The organism is Nitrogeniibacter aestuarii, from assembly GCF_017309585.1.
Lineage (GTDB): Bacteria > Pseudomonadota > Gammaproteobacteria > Burkholderiales > Rhodocyclaceae > Nitrogeniibacter > Nitrogeniibacter aestuarii.
Map to the genome: position 1 here is coordinate 643,720 of NZ_CP071321.1, position 14,854 is coordinate 658,573.

At 64.0% G+C, this 14,854-nt stretch carries 19 protein-coding genes; 4 read left to right on the forward strand and 15 right to left on the reverse strand.

Going from position 1 to position 14,854, the window contains the following annotated elements; genetic code table 11:
• Positions 1-658: 658 nt before the first annotated feature.
• The 7 genes from J0W34_RS02995 to J0W34_RS03025 all read right to left on the reverse strand — a co-directional run bounded on the left by J0W34_RS02995 (position 659) and on the right by J0W34_RS03025 (position 5,384).
• Positions 659-1,303: a LutC/YkgG family protein gene (locus J0W34_RS02995; protein ID WP_230970636.1), complete on the reverse strand. Its 645-nt coding sequence runs from the start codon at positions 1,301-1,303 to the stop codon at positions 659-661.
• A complete protein-coding gene (locus tag J0W34_RS03000) occupies positions 1,300-2,709 on the reverse strand; it encodes a LutB/LldF family L-lactate oxidation iron-sulfur protein (RefSeq protein ID WP_230970637.1) in 1,410 nt (469 codons plus the stop codon). The genes J0W34_RS02995 and J0W34_RS03000 overlap by 4 nt, the downstream gene beginning before the upstream one ends.
• A gap of 11 nt (positions 2,710-2,720) precedes the next feature.
• A complete protein-coding gene (locus J0W34_RS03005) occupies positions 2,721-3,506 on the reverse strand; it encodes a (Fe-S)-binding protein (RefSeq protein WP_230970638.1) in 786 nt (261 codons plus the stop codon).
• Between the two features lie 160 nt (positions 3,507-3,666).
• Positions 3,667-3,945, reverse strand: coding sequence for a hypothetical protein (locus J0W34_RS03010; RefSeq protein ID WP_230970639.1), 279 nt, complete (start codon positions 3,943-3,945; stop codon positions 3,667-3,669).
• A 13-nt stretch (positions 3,946-3,958) separates the two neighbouring features.
• Positions 3,959-4,510: a crossover junction endodeoxyribonuclease RuvC gene (ruvC, locus tag J0W34_RS03015; protein WP_230970640.1), complete on the reverse strand. Its 552-nt coding sequence runs from the start codon at positions 4,508-4,510 to the stop codon at positions 3,959-3,961.
• Positions 4,507-5,052 carry a DinB family protein gene (locus tag J0W34_RS03020; protein ID WP_230970641.1) on the reverse strand — a complete coding sequence of 182 codons (546 nt, stop codon included), beginning with the start codon at positions 5,050-5,052 and terminating at the stop codon, positions 4,507-4,509. Before J0W34_RS03020 ends, ruvC begins: the two co-directional genes overlap by 4 nt.
• A gap of 14 nt (positions 5,053-5,066) precedes the next feature.
• Positions 5,067-5,384, reverse strand: coding sequence for a heavy metal-binding domain-containing protein (locus J0W34_RS03025; RefSeq protein ID WP_230970642.1), 318 nt, complete (start codon positions 5,382-5,384; stop codon positions 5,067-5,069).
• Positions 5,385-5,538: 154 nt separating this feature from the next.
• On the opposite strand from J0W34_RS03025, the gene J0W34_RS03030 reads away from it, so the two are divergent.
• The gene (locus tag J0W34_RS03030; RefSeq protein ID WP_230970643.1) at positions 5,539-6,099 is read left to right on the forward strand and encodes a hypothetical protein; all 561 of its coding nucleotides are present in this window, start codon (positions 5,539-5,541) and stop codon (positions 6,097-6,099) included.
• Here J0W34_RS03030 and J0W34_RS03035 read toward each other — a convergent pair.
• Together J0W34_RS03035 and J0W34_RS03040 are read right to left on the reverse strand one after the other, a co-directional pair.
• Positions 6,064-6,690, reverse strand: a complete 627-nt coding sequence (locus tag J0W34_RS03035) for a histidine phosphatase family protein (protein WP_230970644.1) — start codon at positions 6,688-6,690, stop codon at positions 6,064-6,066. The two genes, J0W34_RS03030 and J0W34_RS03035, sit on opposite strands and share 36 nt — an antisense overlap.
• A gap of 55 nt (positions 6,691-6,745) precedes the next feature.
• Positions 6,746-7,609 (reverse strand): DMT family transporter, encoded by an 864-nt coding sequence (locus tag J0W34_RS03040; protein ID WP_230970645.1) that lies wholly within the window; start codon positions 7,607-7,609, stop codon positions 6,746-6,748.
• A gap of 204 nt (positions 7,610-7,813) precedes the next feature.
• On the opposite strand from J0W34_RS03040, the gene J0W34_RS03045 reads away from it, so the two are divergent.
• A complete protein-coding gene (locus tag J0W34_RS03045) occupies positions 7,814-8,368 on the forward strand; it encodes a PEP-CTERM sorting domain-containing protein (RefSeq protein WP_230970646.1) in 555 nt (184 codons plus the stop codon).
• 75 nt (positions 8,369-8,443) lie between these two features.
• On the opposite strand, the gene J0W34_RS03050 is transcribed toward J0W34_RS03045, so the two are convergent.
• The 5 genes from J0W34_RS03050 to metK all read right to left on the reverse strand — a co-directional run bounded on the left by J0W34_RS03050 (position 8,444) and on the right by metK (position 12,530).
• Positions 8,444-8,917 carry a DUF2269 family protein gene (locus tag J0W34_RS03050; RefSeq protein WP_230970647.1) on the reverse strand — a complete coding sequence of 158 codons (474 nt, stop codon included), beginning with the start codon at positions 8,915-8,917 and terminating at the stop codon, positions 8,444-8,446.
• Positions 8,914-10,167, reverse strand: a complete 1,254-nt coding sequence (locus J0W34_RS03055; protein ID WP_230970648.1) for an SDR family oxidoreductase — start codon at positions 10,165-10,167, stop codon at positions 8,914-8,916. The genes J0W34_RS03050 and J0W34_RS03055 overlap by 4 nt, the downstream gene beginning before the upstream one ends.
• Positions 10,164-10,625: a thiol-disulfide oxidoreductase DCC family protein gene (locus J0W34_RS03060; RefSeq protein ID WP_230970649.1), complete on the reverse strand. Its 462-nt coding sequence runs from the start codon at positions 10,623-10,625 to the stop codon at positions 10,164-10,166. Before J0W34_RS03060 ends, J0W34_RS03055 begins: the two co-directional genes overlap by 4 nt.
• A gap of 89 nt (positions 10,626-10,714) precedes the next feature.
• On the reverse strand, positions 10,715-11,245 hold the full coding sequence (locus J0W34_RS03065) for a GbsR/MarR family transcriptional regulator (RefSeq protein ID WP_230970650.1): 531 nt from the start codon (positions 11,243-11,245) through the stop codon (positions 10,715-10,717).
• A 118-nt stretch (positions 11,246-11,363) separates the two neighbouring features.
• On the reverse strand, positions 11,364-12,530 hold the full coding sequence (metK, locus tag J0W34_RS03070) for a methionine adenosyltransferase (RefSeq protein ID WP_227815556.1): 1,167 nt from the start codon (positions 12,528-12,530) through the stop codon (positions 11,364-11,366).
• Positions 12,531-12,778: 248 nt separating this feature from the next.
• Between metK and J0W34_RS03075 the strand changes: the two genes are divergently transcribed.
• Both J0W34_RS03075 and J0W34_RS03080 read left to right on the forward strand, forming a co-directional pair.
• The gene (locus J0W34_RS03075; protein ID WP_321573652.1) at positions 12,779-13,642 is read left to right on the forward strand and encodes a lysophospholipid acyltransferase family protein; all 864 of its coding nucleotides are present in this window, start codon (positions 12,779-12,781) and stop codon (positions 13,640-13,642) included.
• Positions 13,639-14,511: a lysophospholipid acyltransferase family protein gene (locus J0W34_RS03080; RefSeq protein ID WP_230970651.1), complete on the forward strand. Its 873-nt coding sequence runs from the start codon at positions 13,639-13,641 to the stop codon at positions 14,509-14,511. The genes J0W34_RS03075 and J0W34_RS03080 overlap by 4 nt, the downstream gene beginning before the upstream one ends.
• On the opposite strand, the gene J0W34_RS03085 is transcribed toward J0W34_RS03080, so the two are convergent.
• Positions 14,505-14,741, reverse strand: coding sequence for a hypothetical protein (locus tag J0W34_RS03085; RefSeq protein ID WP_230970652.1), 237 nt, complete (start codon positions 14,739-14,741; stop codon positions 14,505-14,507). The genes J0W34_RS03080 and J0W34_RS03085 overlap by 7 nt on opposite strands.
• Positions 14,742-14,854: the final 113 nt, after the last annotated feature.

Here is a 14,854-nt window from a genome sequence, read left to right on the forward strand (position 1 = left end):
GCGAAACCAGCGGCGTCACAAGCTTGGAATGGTGTTCCGACTCAACCCTGAACTCATGCGTGAGATCGTTCAGGCACAAACCGGCATTGGCCGGGTTTCGCCCCGGCGGGCGCCTCACTTTCTTGCTTGTGCAAGAAAGTAAGCAAAGAAGCATAGCCCACGATCGCGTCGCCTGGCGGCGATGCCCAATCGTCAAACCCTGTGGGCGGCGTGCTTCGCCAACTCGCCCTGCGGGCTCAGACAGCGAAGCCCGTTAATCCGCCCCCGGCGCTTGTCGATTGGCGCGACCGAGGGCACTCCGGATGTGCCAATCCGGTGAGATCCGTCGCTCGACCGAGTGAACCGACGCCGGGTTCATCCGTCGAGATCAGAAAGGAGCTTCAGCCCGGCACACGCCAATCCCTCTGTCGTGCCGAGTCGTCCGGACGACCGGCAGAAAAAGCGGTTTCGCTGTCTGAGCCCCGCAGGGGCGAGTTTGCGAAACCGCCTGCCGAGCGTTCGGGCAGCGAGGGTAGCCCGCAGGGCCACGAAAAGCGGGATGCGTCTCTTTGCCTACTTTCTTGCGCTCAAGAAAGTAGGTCGCCCTTCAGGGCGAAAATCCAACCCGCCACGAAATGCTAAGTGGTCCGGCTAAGCCACTATCGCATCGCGAACGCGATCACCCCACAACCAGCAAATGCATCCGCCTCGGCCCATGAGCCCCCAGCTCAATGGTCTGCTCCACATCCGCCGTCCGCGACGGCCCGGAGATGAAGTTCATCGCCCGCGGCGCGCCCTTGCCGGCCTCGCGCAGGGCGACCCAGCAGTCTTCGTAATACCGCACGATGCGCTCCACCGGCACCACGACCACGTGGGTTTCCGGCACGAAGTTGTGGGTGATCGGGCTGTCCGGGCCGGAGTGCATCATCACCGCGCCGGTTTCGGCGATGGCGCGCCAGGCCATGGACACGCCCAGGGCGGTGTCGATACCGGCAGCGCCATGTTCAATGGACCAGCCTTCTGGCCAGCTCAGTGAGGCGAGTGCGTTGCCGACGGCGGCGGCGTGAGGCAGGCCATGTTTCTCGGCCAGGGCCGCGACGGCGGCCGGGACGGCGTCGAGCGCCTTGAGGCGCGAGGTCGTGCCCGAGCGGGATTCGATGCGCTCGCAAAAACGCGCGACGAGATCTTCGTCGTCCACCGGCGGGCGAATGTGGCGGGGCGGGTTGGCGCTGCGCTCGTCGAGTTTGCGCACGGTGGCTTCGTCGAGCGGACCACGGCCGAGGCCCTGGCGCACGGCGTTCAGGATGGTGTCACGGCTGCTCATTGCTCACCCCGCTTGGCTTGCCACAGTTCGAGGAAGGTGCGGCCGGTCGGGGCCGGCAGGTCGCGGGTGCTGGTCCAGCCCTTGTCGAACGGGAGCGAGCGCAATTTGCCTTCGCCGTTGGCCATGGAGGCGAGGATGCGCACGCCGAGGCGCTCGGCAAAGTGGTAGAGCTTCGGTCGCTCGGCCACATAGCGCCAGAGCTTGAGCGCCTGCTTCTGACGCTTGGGCGTCTGGTCGCGCCGCCATTGTTTATGTCGCACTTCGCGCAACAGGTCGGGCAGGGGGATGCGCACCGGGCACACGGTGCCGCAGCGGCCGTTGAGTGTGCAGGCGTTGGGCAGATCGTAGCTGCCGTCCATGCCCTTGATGAGCGGGGTGAGGATGGAGCCCATCGGGCCCGGATACACCCAGCCGTAGGCGTGGCCGCCGATGGAGCCATACACCGGGCAGTGGTTCATGCATGCACCGCAGCGGATGCAGCGGAGCATGTCCTGGAAGCGCGTGCCGAGCATTTTCGAGCGGCCGTTGTCCACCAGCACCACGTGGTATTCCTCGGGTCCGTCCACATCGCCTTCGCGGCGCGGACCGGTCGAGTAGGTGGTATAGCACTCGGTGTCTTGGCCAGTGGCGCTGCGGGCGAGGATGCGCAGGAACACGGAGACGTCGTCCAGCGTTGGGATGACGCGCTCGATGCCGCTGGTGACGATATGCACCTTGGCCAGCGTCTGGGTGAGGTCGCCATTGCCTTCGTTGGTGACGATGACCGACGAGCCGGTTTCGGCCACCAGGAAGTTGCCGCCGGTGATGCCCACTTCGGCGGTGAAGTATTTTTCGCGCAGCATCTGGCGCGCTTCGCCGACCAGTTCGGGTACGGTCTCCTTGCGGGGGAGCTTGTGGTGTTCTTCGAACAGGTCAGAGACCTGCTTCTTGGTCTTGTGCACCGCCGGGGCGATGATGTGGGAGGGCGGCTCCTCGGCGAGCTGGATGATGTACTCGCCCAGGTCGGTCTCGACCACGTCGTAGCCTTCCTTGATGAGGGCTTCGTTGAGGTCGATCTCTTCCGAGACCATCGACTTGCCCTTGGTGACGCGCTTGGCGCCGGCCTTGCGGCAGATGTCGAGGATGATGCGGCGGGCTTCTTCTGCATCGGCCGCCCAGTGCACATGGCCGCCGGCGGCGGTCACTGCGGCTTCGTATTTTTCAAGATAGTGGTCGAGGTGCTCGAGCACATGGTTCTTGATGTCACGGGCGGTGTCGCGCAGGGCCTCGAACTCGGGCAGGGCCTCCACCTGAATGCGGCGCTTGTCGATGAAGCCGCCCTTGGCGTTGCCCAGGGCTTTTTGCAGTTCGGTGTCGTGCAGGGCGTGGACAGCGCGGCCCTTGAATTCGGCAGAACGGAATTCCATGGCGTCTCTCCTCAGCCCTTGACCGGCGCGTCGCCGATGCCCGGCCCGTCGGCCAGTCCGGCGAGCACTTCGGCGGTGTGATAGACCTTCACCGGCAGCCCGCGCCGGCGCATGCGACCGGCCAGATGCAGCAGGCAGCCCAGGTCGCCGCCGAGCAGGGTGGTGGCGCCGGTGGCGTCGGCATTGGCGATCTTGTCGTCAGCGATCTTTTCGGAGATTTCCGGGTACTTCACGCAGAAGGTACCGCCGAAGCCGCAACACACGTCGGTGTCGGCCATCTCGCGCAGCTCCAGCCCCTGAACGCTGCCGAGCAACTGGCGCGGCTGGCCCTTGACGCCCAGACTGCGCAGACCGGAACAGGAGTCGTGATAGGTGACCGAGCCTTCGTAGCGGGCATCGACTTCGGTGACGCCCATCACGTCGGTGAGGAAGGACAGCAGCTCAAAGGACTTGGCGGCCATCGCTTCGGCACGGGCCCGCCAGTCGGCCATGTCGGCGAACAGATCCGGGTAGTCGTGGCGGATGGTGGCCATGCACGAGCCGGAGGGGCCGACGATGTAATCGAAGCCTTCGAAGGCGGCAATGACCTGCTTGGCCAGCGCACGGGCGCCGTCATAGTCGCCGCTGTTGTAGCCGGGCTGGCCGCAACAGGTCTGGGTGGGCGGCACATGCACCTCGCAGCCGGCGTCTTCGAGCAGCTTGGCAGCAGCGAAGCCGATATTGGGCCGCATGGCATTCATCAGGCAGGTGGCAAACAATCCGACCCGGGGTCGGGCCCCGGTGGTTTCGTTCGACATGTTCAGCGTCTCCTCACTTCGACTGTCGTTATGGTTATGAACTTTCATGGTAGTCAGCGCGGGGGCGCGGCGACAAGCGAAGGGTTTTGGTCAGGGGGGTGAAGGAAATTCACGGCCCACCCTGGAATATGGATGATTTTCGAAGGCGCAGTGGCCTGATCTAGAACCAGAAACGACTCATCGCGCTCAAAAACGCGGTGTTGATCGGAAAGCCTGACGCCGAGCCGATGACGCTGTCGATGCCACATCTCGGGCACATGGCGCATTGACCGACGCCCTCACTGTCCTCGTCAATCCACTCGATGATCTCGCTTGGGGCGAAAGTCTGCTTGCAGTGAAAACAACCGCAGATCGCACTGGCAACGATCTCGTTTCGATGATTCGATGAATGGACGTGTGCGCGTTGCACATCTTCCTGTGATGGTGTGGGCCGTTTCATCGATCCTGCCTCGTCATCCCACCAGCCGCCCACCCCGGCGCCGCATGCCAGCCGTGGCCATCGCACCCAGCCCCATGCCGCCGTGGGCATGGCAGATGGCACAGGCCAGCGCGTCGGCGGCGTCGGCCTGAGGCGCGGCCGACAGGTCCAGCAGACGCTGAACCATGTGCTGCACCTGATCCTTGTGCGCCTTGCCGTTGCCGACCACCGCCTGCTTGACCTGCAGTGCGGTGTATTCGAGCACCGGCAGATCGCAGGAGACGGCGCCGCAGATGACCGCACCGCGCGCCTGGCCGAGGAGCAGGGTCGATTGCGGGTTCACGTTCACGAACACCTTCTCCACCGCCACCTGATCGGGCGCGTAGGTGGCGATGACTTCGCGCACGCCATCGAGCAGGGTCTTGAGGCGGCCGGGCAGTTCGCCGTCTTTCGTCTTGATGCAGCCGCTGGCCACGTAGCGCTTCTGCTGGCCGAGGACGTCGATGACGCCAAAGCCGGTCACCCGCAGGCCCGGGTCGAGCCCGAGAATGCGGGTGGCGGTGATGCCGGAAGCCGTGCCGCTCACGGCGCCTCGTCCAGGTTGGGGATGCGCCACAGCAGGTCGGTCACGCCCATGTCCACGCCCGCCTGCGAGAGCAGGGTGGTGATCTGGCCGCGATGGTGGGTCTGGTGATTGAAGAAGTGGGTGAGCAGGGCGAAGAAGTTGCGCGTGGCTGGCACGCCCTTGGTGCTCTTGTAGGCCAGCGCCACGTCCAGGTCGGATTCGGTGAGTGTCTTCGACCAGTCGAGAATGGTGGCGTCGAGCGTGTTCCGCAAGGCGCGCACTTCGTCGAGCGTCGGGCACAGGATCTGGTCGAGTGCGCTCGGGTCGGGCATCTGCTGCACCGGGGCGAGTGCCATGAAACCGGTGGGGTGAGTGGCAAAGCGCTTGAGCCACAGGATGTCGGCCACCAGCAGATGGTTGAGCGAGCCGAGAATGGAGCCGAAGAAGGCTCCACGGTCTGCGGATAGTGCCGCCGCATCCAGCGACGCCGCCGCTTCGAGCAGACGGCTGTTCATCCACTGGTTGTAGTCCGCCATCAGACGGATATGGTCGCGTCGGAGCATCGTTGGGTCGTGCCTCAGACGACGACGGCGGTGCCGCTCACGCACACCATGAGCATGCCGTTGTCGGCACCGAGGACTTCATAATCCACATCGATGCCGACGATGGCGTTGGCACCGAGCTTCTGTGCCGCCTCCTGGGCTTCGCGCATGGCGATTTCGCGGGCGTCGGCTAGGGTGCTCTCGTAGGCACCGGCCCGGCCGCCCACCACGTTGCGCACGGCGGCGAACATGTCCTTGAAGATGTTGGCGCCGATGATCGATTCGCCATTGACCACGCCCAGGTATTGCTTGATGGGGCGGCCTTCGAAGGTGGGGGTGGTGGACATCAGCATGGGGGCATCTCCGGTGGATGATTCAAGGGTCATTGTAATGCCCGGTCGCGATCGATGCGTCCGGGCATGTCAGGTTTTGCCATCTGCGCCGGTCTCACGCATAGTGGGGGCAAAGGTCGCCCTGAGACGACCCATCGGAAGAGAGAGGCGAAGGATGACAATCAAACGCACGGGCGCTGCACTGGCGCTGGCCCTGAGCAGCATGGCATGCATGCCGGCCATGGCCTGGGACCTGGCCGGCACGCATGCGGTGGAACTGGTGCGCCAGGATGGCTCGACGGTGACGCTGGGCGACATTGAATTCAAGCCGGCGGGCGAGCGTATCGGCTTCACGTTCAAGCCGGAGCACAAGGCCTATCAGGACTACTTCCTGTCCATGAAGGAATTCAAGTGCATCACCGGCCGGGACGAGGTGTTCTGCCATGTGCCTTATCCGTACAAGAACCCGAAGAGCGTCACCCCTGATGACCTGGTCTGGCTGGAGCATGCCTTTCTCTTCCTGCACAAGAATCCGGCCGAGTTCGGCGCGCGTCTGTGGAACGGCATCATCTACAAGATGAGCATCACCGATGAGGGCATCGTCGGTTCGCCTCAGGCCGTGGATCTGAACGTGATCAGTGCGCCGCCGACGACCCCCGAGCCGCCTTACGGCATCGGCGAACGCAGTGATGTGGAGCCCTCATCGCGCGAATTCGGGCAACTGCGCATCCGCTAGCATGCGGTCGGGCTTGATGCGGCCGACCGCCTCAAGCCGGTAGCCGTCGCCGTGAGCGACCGGGCGGGCGATGACCATCTCGCCCATGGCCGGGAAAATGCCCGTGAGCGCGGTGATGTTCACCTGATGCGTCACCCAGACGCGATTGCCTTTCACCGGGGTGGCCAGCGATGCCAGCGCGTCACGTGTGGCGGCCGCTTCGCTCCCGCGATCCTGAAAGAAGGAGTTGATCGCCGGCCATGGCTCGACCGGGTGCCGGCTGCCGAAGGCGAGTTCGGCCGTATCCACGCAGCGACACCATTGGCTGGTGCGCACTTCGCCGACCGGAATTCGCTGGGCCTCGAACCAGACGCCGAGCTTGCGGGCCTGCTCGCGCCCCTGCGCGGACAGGTTGCGCTGGGTGCTGCAATCGTCAAGCGAGAAGTCGGGGGGATCGCCCAGCCCCGGTTCGGTGGCCGTGTGGCGAATCAGGATCACCAGATCCCCTCTGTGCAGGGGGGCGATGAGCTCCGGTTGAGCCAGTACTGTGCCGAGCGTCGTGACGGTCAGCGTGGCCGCGAGCAGACAGCGACGTATGATACGCAACACCATGGGGAGTCCTCCTGCAAAGACAGACTGCCTGCGCGCGTATCCGTTCGCGCCATGTCTATTTGCGACGCGCCAGCCACACCCCGGTCACGGCGATCCCCATGCCGATCATGGCCATCGTGGACAGACGCTCGTCGAACAGCGCCCAGGCCATCAGCGCCGTCACCGGCGGTGTGAGGTAGAACAGGCTGGCCACGTGGGTGGCGCTGCCCGAGCGGATCAGCAGGTTCAGCAGGCTGATGGCGCCCAGAGAGAGCACCAGCACCAGCCACAGCAGGGCAAAAACGAACGGTCCGCTCCACTGCACTTCCATGGTTTCGGTGGCACTCGCCAACAGAGCGGTCACGATCAGGGTGGGCACGAACTGCACAACGGACCCCGTGCGCAGATCGAAACTGGGGCAATAGCGCTTCTGGTAGAGCGTGCCCATCGTGATCCCCAGCAGCGCAGCCAGCGCGGGCCAAAGCATATGCACCAGCGTGTCGGCCGCGACGGTATCCAACCGCGCGCGCCCGGCGACCACGAGTGCGACCCCGACAAAGCCGAGGAGCAGCCCGAGCCATTGCCAGCGGCTGATCCGCTCGCGCAGCAGCCAGCCCGCACCCACGGCGGTCAACAGCGGCTGCATGCCCACCACCAGGCTGGTGATGCCCGCCGGCAGGCCATGCTTGATGGCGGTGAAGACGCCACCCAGATAGACCCCGTGGACCAGCAGCCCGGTGATGCCGATGTGCACGACGGTGCGTGCGTCTTTCGGCCAGGGCGCGCGTGCAATGACGGCCACCGCGCCCATGAGTGCGATGACCAGGGCGTACCGGATGCTCAGGAAGGTCAGCGGCTCACTGAAAGGCAGGCCGTATTTGGCGCCGATGAAGCCGGTGCTCCAGAGCAGGACAAACAGCAGGGGGTAGAAACGGAGCATGTGCTGGGCGGGGTGCGCGAAGGGTGGGATTGTCTCTGACGGCATTGGGTGGCGCCAGTTCGGTTAACCCTTGTGGCACGTCCATGACATTGTGGCAAAAGTCCGCGGGGTGAGGCTTTTGTCTTGATATGCTGCATTGCAGCGAACCTGTATCGACCGCCTTGGTCGCATGCATGAGGTCAACACAACATGGAGTCGTCGAAGATGAATAATGTGCTCAGAACCCTGGGTGCCGTTGCCCTGCTCTCCACGGCGGCCACCCCCGCGCTTGCCGATGTGTCATGCGAGGATTCCTCTGCGCTGACCGGCAGTTTCGGTTACGTAGCCTGTCAGGGGGTGGTGACCGGCAACATCGCTCCGGGCCAAACCAGTGTCGCCACCTTCGACGGCTATGGCAGTTTCGTCCTGACGGGGTCGACCGATTCAATGGATGCCGGGCCGTTTGCTGATGACGGCTTCAAAACCTCCGGTACGCTGTACTTCGATCAGTTGATCACCGGCGCATTCGTGCTTGGCATCAAGGGCGGGCCGACGTACAGCCTTTACCTGTTCGATGGCGGCGCTGCCGGCATTGCTTCGCTGAGCTACGACACGCTGGGCGTGGCAAAAGGCAATGGGCTGGCGGGGCCCGGACTCTCACACGCTTCCCTTTTCCTGCCAGCCGGCTTGCCGGTGACCGCAGTGCCTGAGGCGTCAGGCTGGGCGATGATGCTCGCCGGGCTCGGTATGCTCGGCTTTGTCGCCCGGCGACGCGCCTGAGGCGTCAAAAAAAGCCCGCCTTCACGGCGGGCTTTTTTCTGGGCGCCTGACAGGTGCCCGGACAGGGGACGATATTTACCCGAGCGTGGGTTTGATCACCATCAGCCCGAAGACGACCACCATGGCAATGAACGCCGGGTAGCCCAGCCACTCCCACCGTCGCGCGCACTGCCAATAGATACTTGGCAAAGGCGCGTTGGCGGTTGCGGCCGAGGCGGCCATTTTCTCCATACGGATCTGCAGCCAGACCACCGGTAACCAGCAGGCGCCGGCAAGGGCGTACAGGCCGAGCGACAGTGCGATCCATGACGTATCCAGTGGCCAGCCTGCCTCGTGGGCAAGCCACAGCCCGCTGAGCGGCTGGATGATGACGGTGGGCGTGGTGAACCACCAGTCGGCAAGCACGACCAGTCTGGATACATCGGCAATCGAGCGCACGTTGCCGATCCGGTGGGTGAAGAACAGATAGAAGGCGGAGCCGAAGCCGGTGCCCACCATGAGCACCGAGGAGATGATGTGGATGGTCTTGATGAGCAGGTAGGTGTTCATTTGGTGGTCTCCTCGGACAAGAGCGTGAGCAGGAGCGCGAGAATCGCGACATTCTTGAGAATCGGACCGAAGGGGTGAGCGAGGTAGGCCGGTAGTGCCAGGGCAATGATCATGGAGTAGCCCATGATCAGGCCCATCTGGGCCCACCAGAGTCGTCGTCCGGGGCGCCACAGCGTCGCAATGCCCAGGAGTGCGTCGAGCGTGGCTGCGCCATACAGCGCGAACCTGGCCGTCTGGCCGCTCAGGCCCACGGCGGCGAGCAGGTCCAGGCTGAGTTGCTCCGGATACACGAACGCGCTGACCCAGGCGGTGGCGAGCCAGATGAACGCAAGTGACCCGCGCCAGAGCAGTGGACGCCAGGCGGACAGCGCCTGCGCACGCGCGGTCGGTGCGTCGGCCGCCGAAATGAACTGGTCGACACGGGCCGGTTCTCGGCCCAGCAGCGCGGGCGCGGCGTTGAATGTGGCGACGTTGTGACGCGACAGCATGTGCCAGGTGTCCGGGGTGAGCAGCGCGCCGGGCAGGTGCTGAAGCAGCCGGGCACTCAGGCTCATGAGCGCAGCGGGGACACGGATCTGGAGGGCAGGCGGAAAGCGCATCTGTGCCCGGTAGCTTGAGATCATGTCTTTCCAGGTCACGACGTGGTCCCCGGCCAGTTCGAGCACTCGCGCCTGTCTGGCCGGCGCCTCGAGCAGTCGCTGGATGCATGTGCACAGATCGTCGATGTGGATCGGCTGCAGGCGCTGGAGGCCGCCGCCGGGCAGGCATTGCACGGGCAGGCTGGCCAGCGCGCGAAAGAAACGCGCCGACGTCCCGCTGGGGCCGTAGATCAGTGCGGGGCGGACCACGTAGCGCTCGAGGGGCAAGCTTGCCAGATGGGCATCCGCCGCCGCTTTCGACCGAAAGTACGCGGTTTGGCCGCCGTCGACGCCCAGCGCTGACACCTGGATCACTTTGCCGACACCCGCCGCGCGGCAGGCGTCGAACAACGCAATGGGCGCCGCGCTGTGGATGCGATCGAAACGAGCCGGGGTTGCGGTCAGCACGCCGACCGCGTTGATGACCGCGTCGACGCCGCTCAGACGCCCGACCCAGGCGGTCGAATCGAGATCACGTTCGTAATCGATGGCGATGTCGCCGGACATTGCAGGTGCGCGAACGCCGCGAACAATGGTGTGACCGGCGGCCGACAGGTGAGATGACAGCGCACGGCCAATGAAGCCGTTGGCCCCGCAGATCAGGATCTTCATGGCTGTTCTTCTCCGCGTTGTGGGGGCGGCGGCGCACAGTGTTCTGAACACATCGCCAGGTTCCGCGCCCGCTGGCGTCGAGCGCGCCATGCCAGCAGTGGCCCCACACAGCGCCCGAGACGGTGCCTGTGGCGGGCAAAGCGCGAGTACAGCCAATGGGTGAGAGGCGCCAGCGGCGGCCAGGTGATCAGCCTGGCGAGCATGTCCAGGCCAACGGCCCTGTACGCCAGCGCAAACACCTCAGGCCCTTCGATCATCACGCCGTCAGCCCGCTGCGCATGAATGCGCGCGTCGAGGGTGTCAATCGACACGTTGAGGGCGGCGGAATCGAAGTGCGCAGCGCGAATGTCCTCGAAGCGCAAGGATCCATCGGTGCAGCGTCGGCGGAGCATGTTGATCTCAACGGCGCATACCGGGCAGTCACCGTCGTAGAAAATGGTCAGGGGGTAGATACTCATTTTTTCTCTCCGTGTATGTAATTTCTGTATAAACAGAAATAACGGTGCCAAAAATTGGCGGAGCGTGCTCCGCCGGTATTTCTGTCAGATCACTTGCCGGGTTTGCGCAAGGTCCGGCTGATTTTTGCGCCGACACCCAGTGTCTTCATCAGCGTCTCAGGCTGCAGGCGCATCATCTCGTCCACCCAGGTGTTCATGGTCTCGATGAACTCCAGCGTCTCTCGTATGCGGGTCTGCGCGCCTTCATCTTCCTTGGCCAATTCTGGGTTGGCCAGGCATTCACGCAGCACGCCGATGGTCGGATCGATCTCGCGCTGCCGGCGGCCTTCGACGATCAGCTTGAACAGTTCCCAGACATCGGTGGAGGTCTCGAAATGGTCACGCCGATCGCCCAGCTGGTGCACCACCTTGACCAATCGCCATGACTGCAACTCCTTGAGGCTGTTGCTGACATTCGAGCGCGCCACGCCCAGGGTCTCCTGGATCTCTTCGGCGTGCATGGGGCGGCCGGCAAGGTAGAGCAGGGCATGAATCTGCGCGACGGTGCGGTTGACGCCCCAGCGCGAGCCCATTTCGCCCCAGTGGACGATGAATCGTTGTGTGACCGGTTTGAGTTCCATGAGCGAAGTTTAGTCTTGCAGTAATTTCTGTCAAGACAGAAATTGCCTCTATGCGGAGACACAATGAAAAAAGCCCGCAGGAGCGCGGGCTTTTCTGTGGGCGTAAAAAACGGTTTGCTCAGAGACCGGCGCCAGCGCGCAAGGCCTCGGCCTTGTCGGTGGCTTCCCAGGTGAATTCCGGCTCGTCGCGACCAAAGTGTCCGTAGGCGGCGGTCTTGGTGTAGATCGGGCGCAGCAGGTCGAGCGTGTGAACGATGCCTTTCGGGCGCAGGTCGAAGATGTCGCGCACCAGCGCTTCGATTTTCGCTTCGTCGATCTTGCCGGTGCCGAAGGTGTTGACCATGAGCGAGACCGGCTGGGAGACGCCGATGGCGTACGCCACCTGGACTTCACACTTGTCGGCCAGCCCTGCGGCGACGATGTTCTTCGCCACGTAACGACCGGCGTAGGCGGCGGAACGGTCCACCTTGGACGGGTCCTTGCCGGAGAACGCGCCACCACCATGGTGGGCCGCGCCACCGTAGGTGTCGACGATGATCTTGCGGCCGGTCAGGCCACAATCGCCGTGCGGGCCACCGACCACGAAACGGCCGGTCGGGTTGATGAAGTACTTGACGTTGTCGCCGAGCAACTCTTTGGGCAGCACGGGCTTGACCACTTCCTCGATGACGGCTTCGGTCAGCGCCTTGTGTTCGATGTCCGGCGAGTGCTGGGTGGAGACCACCACGGCGTCGATGCCGACCGGCTTGCCGTCCACGTACTTGACGGTCAGCTGGGCTTTGGCGTCGGGGCGCAGCCAGGGCAGGCGGCCATCCTTCCGCAGCTCGGCCTGGCGCTGCATGATGCGGTGGGCGTAGTAGATCGGCAGTGGCATCAGGCTCGGCGTCTCGTTGCAGGCATAGCCGAACATCAGACCCTGGTCGCCGGCGCCCTGGTCCAGATCGATACCCTCGCCCTCATTGACGCCCGCCGCGATATCGGCGGACTGGCGGTTGATGGCCGTGAGGATGGCGCAGGACTTGTAGTCGAAGCCGATGTCCGAGTCGTTGTAACCGATGCGGCGGATCGCCTCTTGCGCGATCTCGCGGTAATTGATGTGCGCCGATGTGGTGATTTCGCCGGAGATGACCACCAGACCGGTCGAGACCAGTGTCTCGCAGGCCACGCGGCCATTGGGATCTTCGGCCAGAATGGCGTCGAGGATGCTGTCCGACACCTGGTCGGCGACTTTGTCGGGGTGGCCCTCGGACACAGATTCCGAGGTAAAGAGGAATTCGTTGGCCATGGTTGCTCGCTCCAATAAAAAATCCCCGTTGTTTTCCGGCGAAGCCGGCTCCGGGGATTTCTCGAGCGGCGACGCTTTAGCAGTATTTGACCCGACTCGGGTGCGCCGCCCTGCAAGTTGTCTTTAACTCGGCGGTAATCGGGCAATTATACGCCGACAAAGTGTGTTTTCAATCCTGGGTGTCGGCGATGCAACATCGGCGCTCATGCCGGTACCCCAACGACGCGGCAATCGGGTATAAACGCGTCGTGCTGACCCTCAAGATTTCACGCCTCATTGCCGCCTTGCCGCTGTCCTGGGTACATCGACTCGGGGCCGCCTTGGGCTGGATTGCCTACTGGAGTTCACCCAAATACCGGCGACGCTTGCGAGCCAATCTGGCACTTGCTGTGGGCGACGAACAGATGAAGTCGATGCTCGGCCAGGCGGTGACAGGCGCAGGAAAGCAATCCCTTGAGTTACCGTGGATTCTCTTACGTCCCTACGCTCAGGTTCTTGAGAAAGTCGTCGCTGTCTCCGGCTGGGAGCACGTCGAGGCGGCGGAGGCGGCGGGTGAGGGCCTGCTCTTCCTGACCCCGCACCTGGGGTGCTTCGAAATCACCGCACAGTACATCGCGGAGAAGCGGCCGATTACGGTTCTCTATCGCCCGCCCAACTTCGAGGGGCTGGTGCCAATGATCGAGATCGGGCGTCAGCGGGCCATGATGTCAATGGCGCCGGCCAACGTGAAAGGCGTGAGAAAACTGATTCGGGCATTGCGGCAGCACGAGGCTATCGGCATGCTGCCGGACCAGGCACCCGACGAGGGTGAGGGCATCTGGTCGCACTTTTTCGGGCGGCCTGCGTGGACAATGACGCTCGCTGCCCGACTGTCCGAGGTCGGCCACGTGCGTGTCATCAGCATCTGGGCCGAGCGCCTGCCTGGCGGCAAGGGGTTTCACATCCACGTCTCCCCGCCCGGCACGCCGCTGGAGGGGGATACCGAAGCGCGCGCCCATGCCATCAATCGCGAAATGGAGCGCCTGATTCTCCAGTGCCCGACGCAGTATCTGTGGGGCTACCATCGCTATCGCCGCCCACGGGGTGTGCCGCCGCCGGAGGGCTCGCTTTGACGCGCCTGTTCGTCGGGGCCCTGTGGTTGCTTCACTGGTTGCCGCTGCGCCTGCTGGTGCCGATAGGCCATGGTTTCGGGTCCTTGCTTTACTTACTGGCGAAACGACGACGGCACATCGCTTCGGTCAATATCGGTCTCTGTTTTCCGGAACTGAGTGAGGGTGACCGGCGTGCCTTGTGCCGGGAGCATTTCAGACTTCTCGGCAGAAGCCTGCTCGAACGCGGGATCCAGTGGTGGGGCGTCCCCGAGCGGGTCGCTCGCATCGCGCAGGTCGAGGGCATCGAGCGGGTCAAGGCCCTGCTCGACAATCAGGAAAACGTCATTCTTCTGGTGCCGCATTTCCTGGGGATGGATCTGGCGGGCGCCGGTGTCGGGCTGCACCTTGATACCGTGATCATGTATGCGAAGCAAAAAGATGCGCTGATCGATCGCTATCTTCGGCATGGCCGTTCCCGTTTTGGCAATCAGGTCCTGCTCTCGCGTCATGACAGTCTTCGCCGGGTGATCAAGGAGATGCGCGGTGGGCGTCCGTTCTACTATCTGCCGGACATGGACTTTGGCCCCAGGGAGTCCATCTTCGTCCCGTTCTTCGGTGTTCAGGCGGCCACCATTGAAGGCTTGCCGCGTCTGGCGAAGATGGCGCGGGCACGTGTTGTGCCGGTGGTGATGGAAATGCTGCCGGGCAGCGCCGGCTACGTCGCGCGTTTCGGCGAGCCCTGGGAAGACTATCCGGGGGAGGACGCCCGCGCCGATGTACTGCGGATGAATGAGTGGATCGAGGCGGAAGTGCGCAAACGCCCCGCGCAGTACTACTGGGTTCACCGCCGCTTCAAGACACGCCCGCCCGGCGAGCCGGGCGTCTATTGATCTCCGGACGCGGCATCCTCGTCGCGCGCCATGAGGCGGGCAATCACCACCGGGAATGCGGCGCTGCCGATCAGCGCGATGCCTGAAACAAGGATTGCCAATCCGGCCCCGGCGTTGTCCAGCAGCGGATGCAGCGTAGTGCCGAGACCGGCGAGCAACGCAAGCCCGGCGCACAGGCACAGGGCACCCAGCGTACCCATGATCCGGGCGGAAAGTGGCCATCGAGACATGTCGGAGGTTGGCGTCCTGGGCGCAAAGCGTTCATTGTAGTGTCCGGGCGCACTCCGGTGGACGGCCTGCCATTGCTGGGCGACAATTCCACGACCTGAACCGGCTTCGGCCC

Coding starts and splice junctions, on each gene's coding strand:
- metK (WP_227815556.1), bottom strand. CDS start 12,530: ATGGCCAACGAATTCCTCTTTACCTCGGAATCTGTGTCCGAGGGCCAC.
- J0W34_RS03040 (WP_230970645.1), bottom strand. CDS start 7,609: ATGCTCCGTTTCTACCCCCTGCTGTTTGTCCTGCTCTGGAGCACCGGC.
- J0W34_RS03025 (WP_230970642.1), bottom strand. CDS start 5,384: ATGCTGATGTCCACCACCCCCACCTTCGAAGGCCGCCCCATCAAGCAA.
- J0W34_RS03005 (WP_230970638.1), bottom strand. CDS start 3,506: ATGTCGAACGAAACCACCGGGGCCCGACCCCGGGTCGGATTGTTTGCC.
- J0W34_RS03030 (WP_230970643.1), top strand. CDS start 5,539: ATGACAATCAAACGCACGGGCGCTGCACTGGCGCTGGCCCTGAGCAGC.
- J0W34_RS03000 (WP_230970637.1), bottom strand. CDS start 2,709: ATGGAATTCCGTTCTGCCGAATTCAAGGGCCGCGCTGTCCACGCCCTG.
- J0W34_RS03060 (WP_230970649.1), bottom strand. CDS start 10,625: ATGAGTATCTACCCCCTGACCATTTTCTACGACGGTGACTGCCCGGTA.
- J0W34_RS03055 (WP_230970648.1), bottom strand. CDS start 10,167: ATGAAGATCCTGATCTGCGGGGCCAACGGCTTCATTGGCCGTGCGCTG.
- J0W34_RS03010 (WP_230970639.1), bottom strand. CDS start 3,945: ATGAAACGGCCCACACCATCACAGGAAGATGTGCAACGCGCACACGTC.
- J0W34_RS02995 (WP_230970636.1), bottom strand. CDS start 1,303: ATGAGCAGCCGTGACACCATCCTGAACGCCGTGCGCCAGGGCCTCGGC.
- J0W34_RS03035 (WP_230970644.1), bottom strand. CDS start 6,690: ATGGTGTTGCGTATCATACGTCGCTGTCTGCTCGCGGCCACGCTGACC.
- J0W34_RS03085 (WP_230970652.1), bottom strand. CDS start 14,741: ATGTCTCGATGGCCACTTTCCGCCCGGATCATGGGTACGCTGGGTGCC.
- J0W34_RS03065 (WP_230970650.1), bottom strand. CDS start 11,245: ATGGAACTCAAACCGGTCACACAACGATTCATCGTCCACTGGGGCGAA.
- J0W34_RS03050 (WP_230970647.1), bottom strand. CDS start 8,917: ATGAACACCTACCTGCTCATCAAGACCATCCACATCATCTCCTCGGTG.
- J0W34_RS03045 (WP_230970646.1), top strand. CDS start 7,814: ATGAATAATGTGCTCAGAACCCTGGGTGCCGTTGCCCTGCTCTCCACG.
- J0W34_RS03020 (WP_230970641.1), bottom strand. CDS start 5,052: ATGCTCCGACGCGACCATATCCGTCTGATGGCGGACTACAACCAGTGG.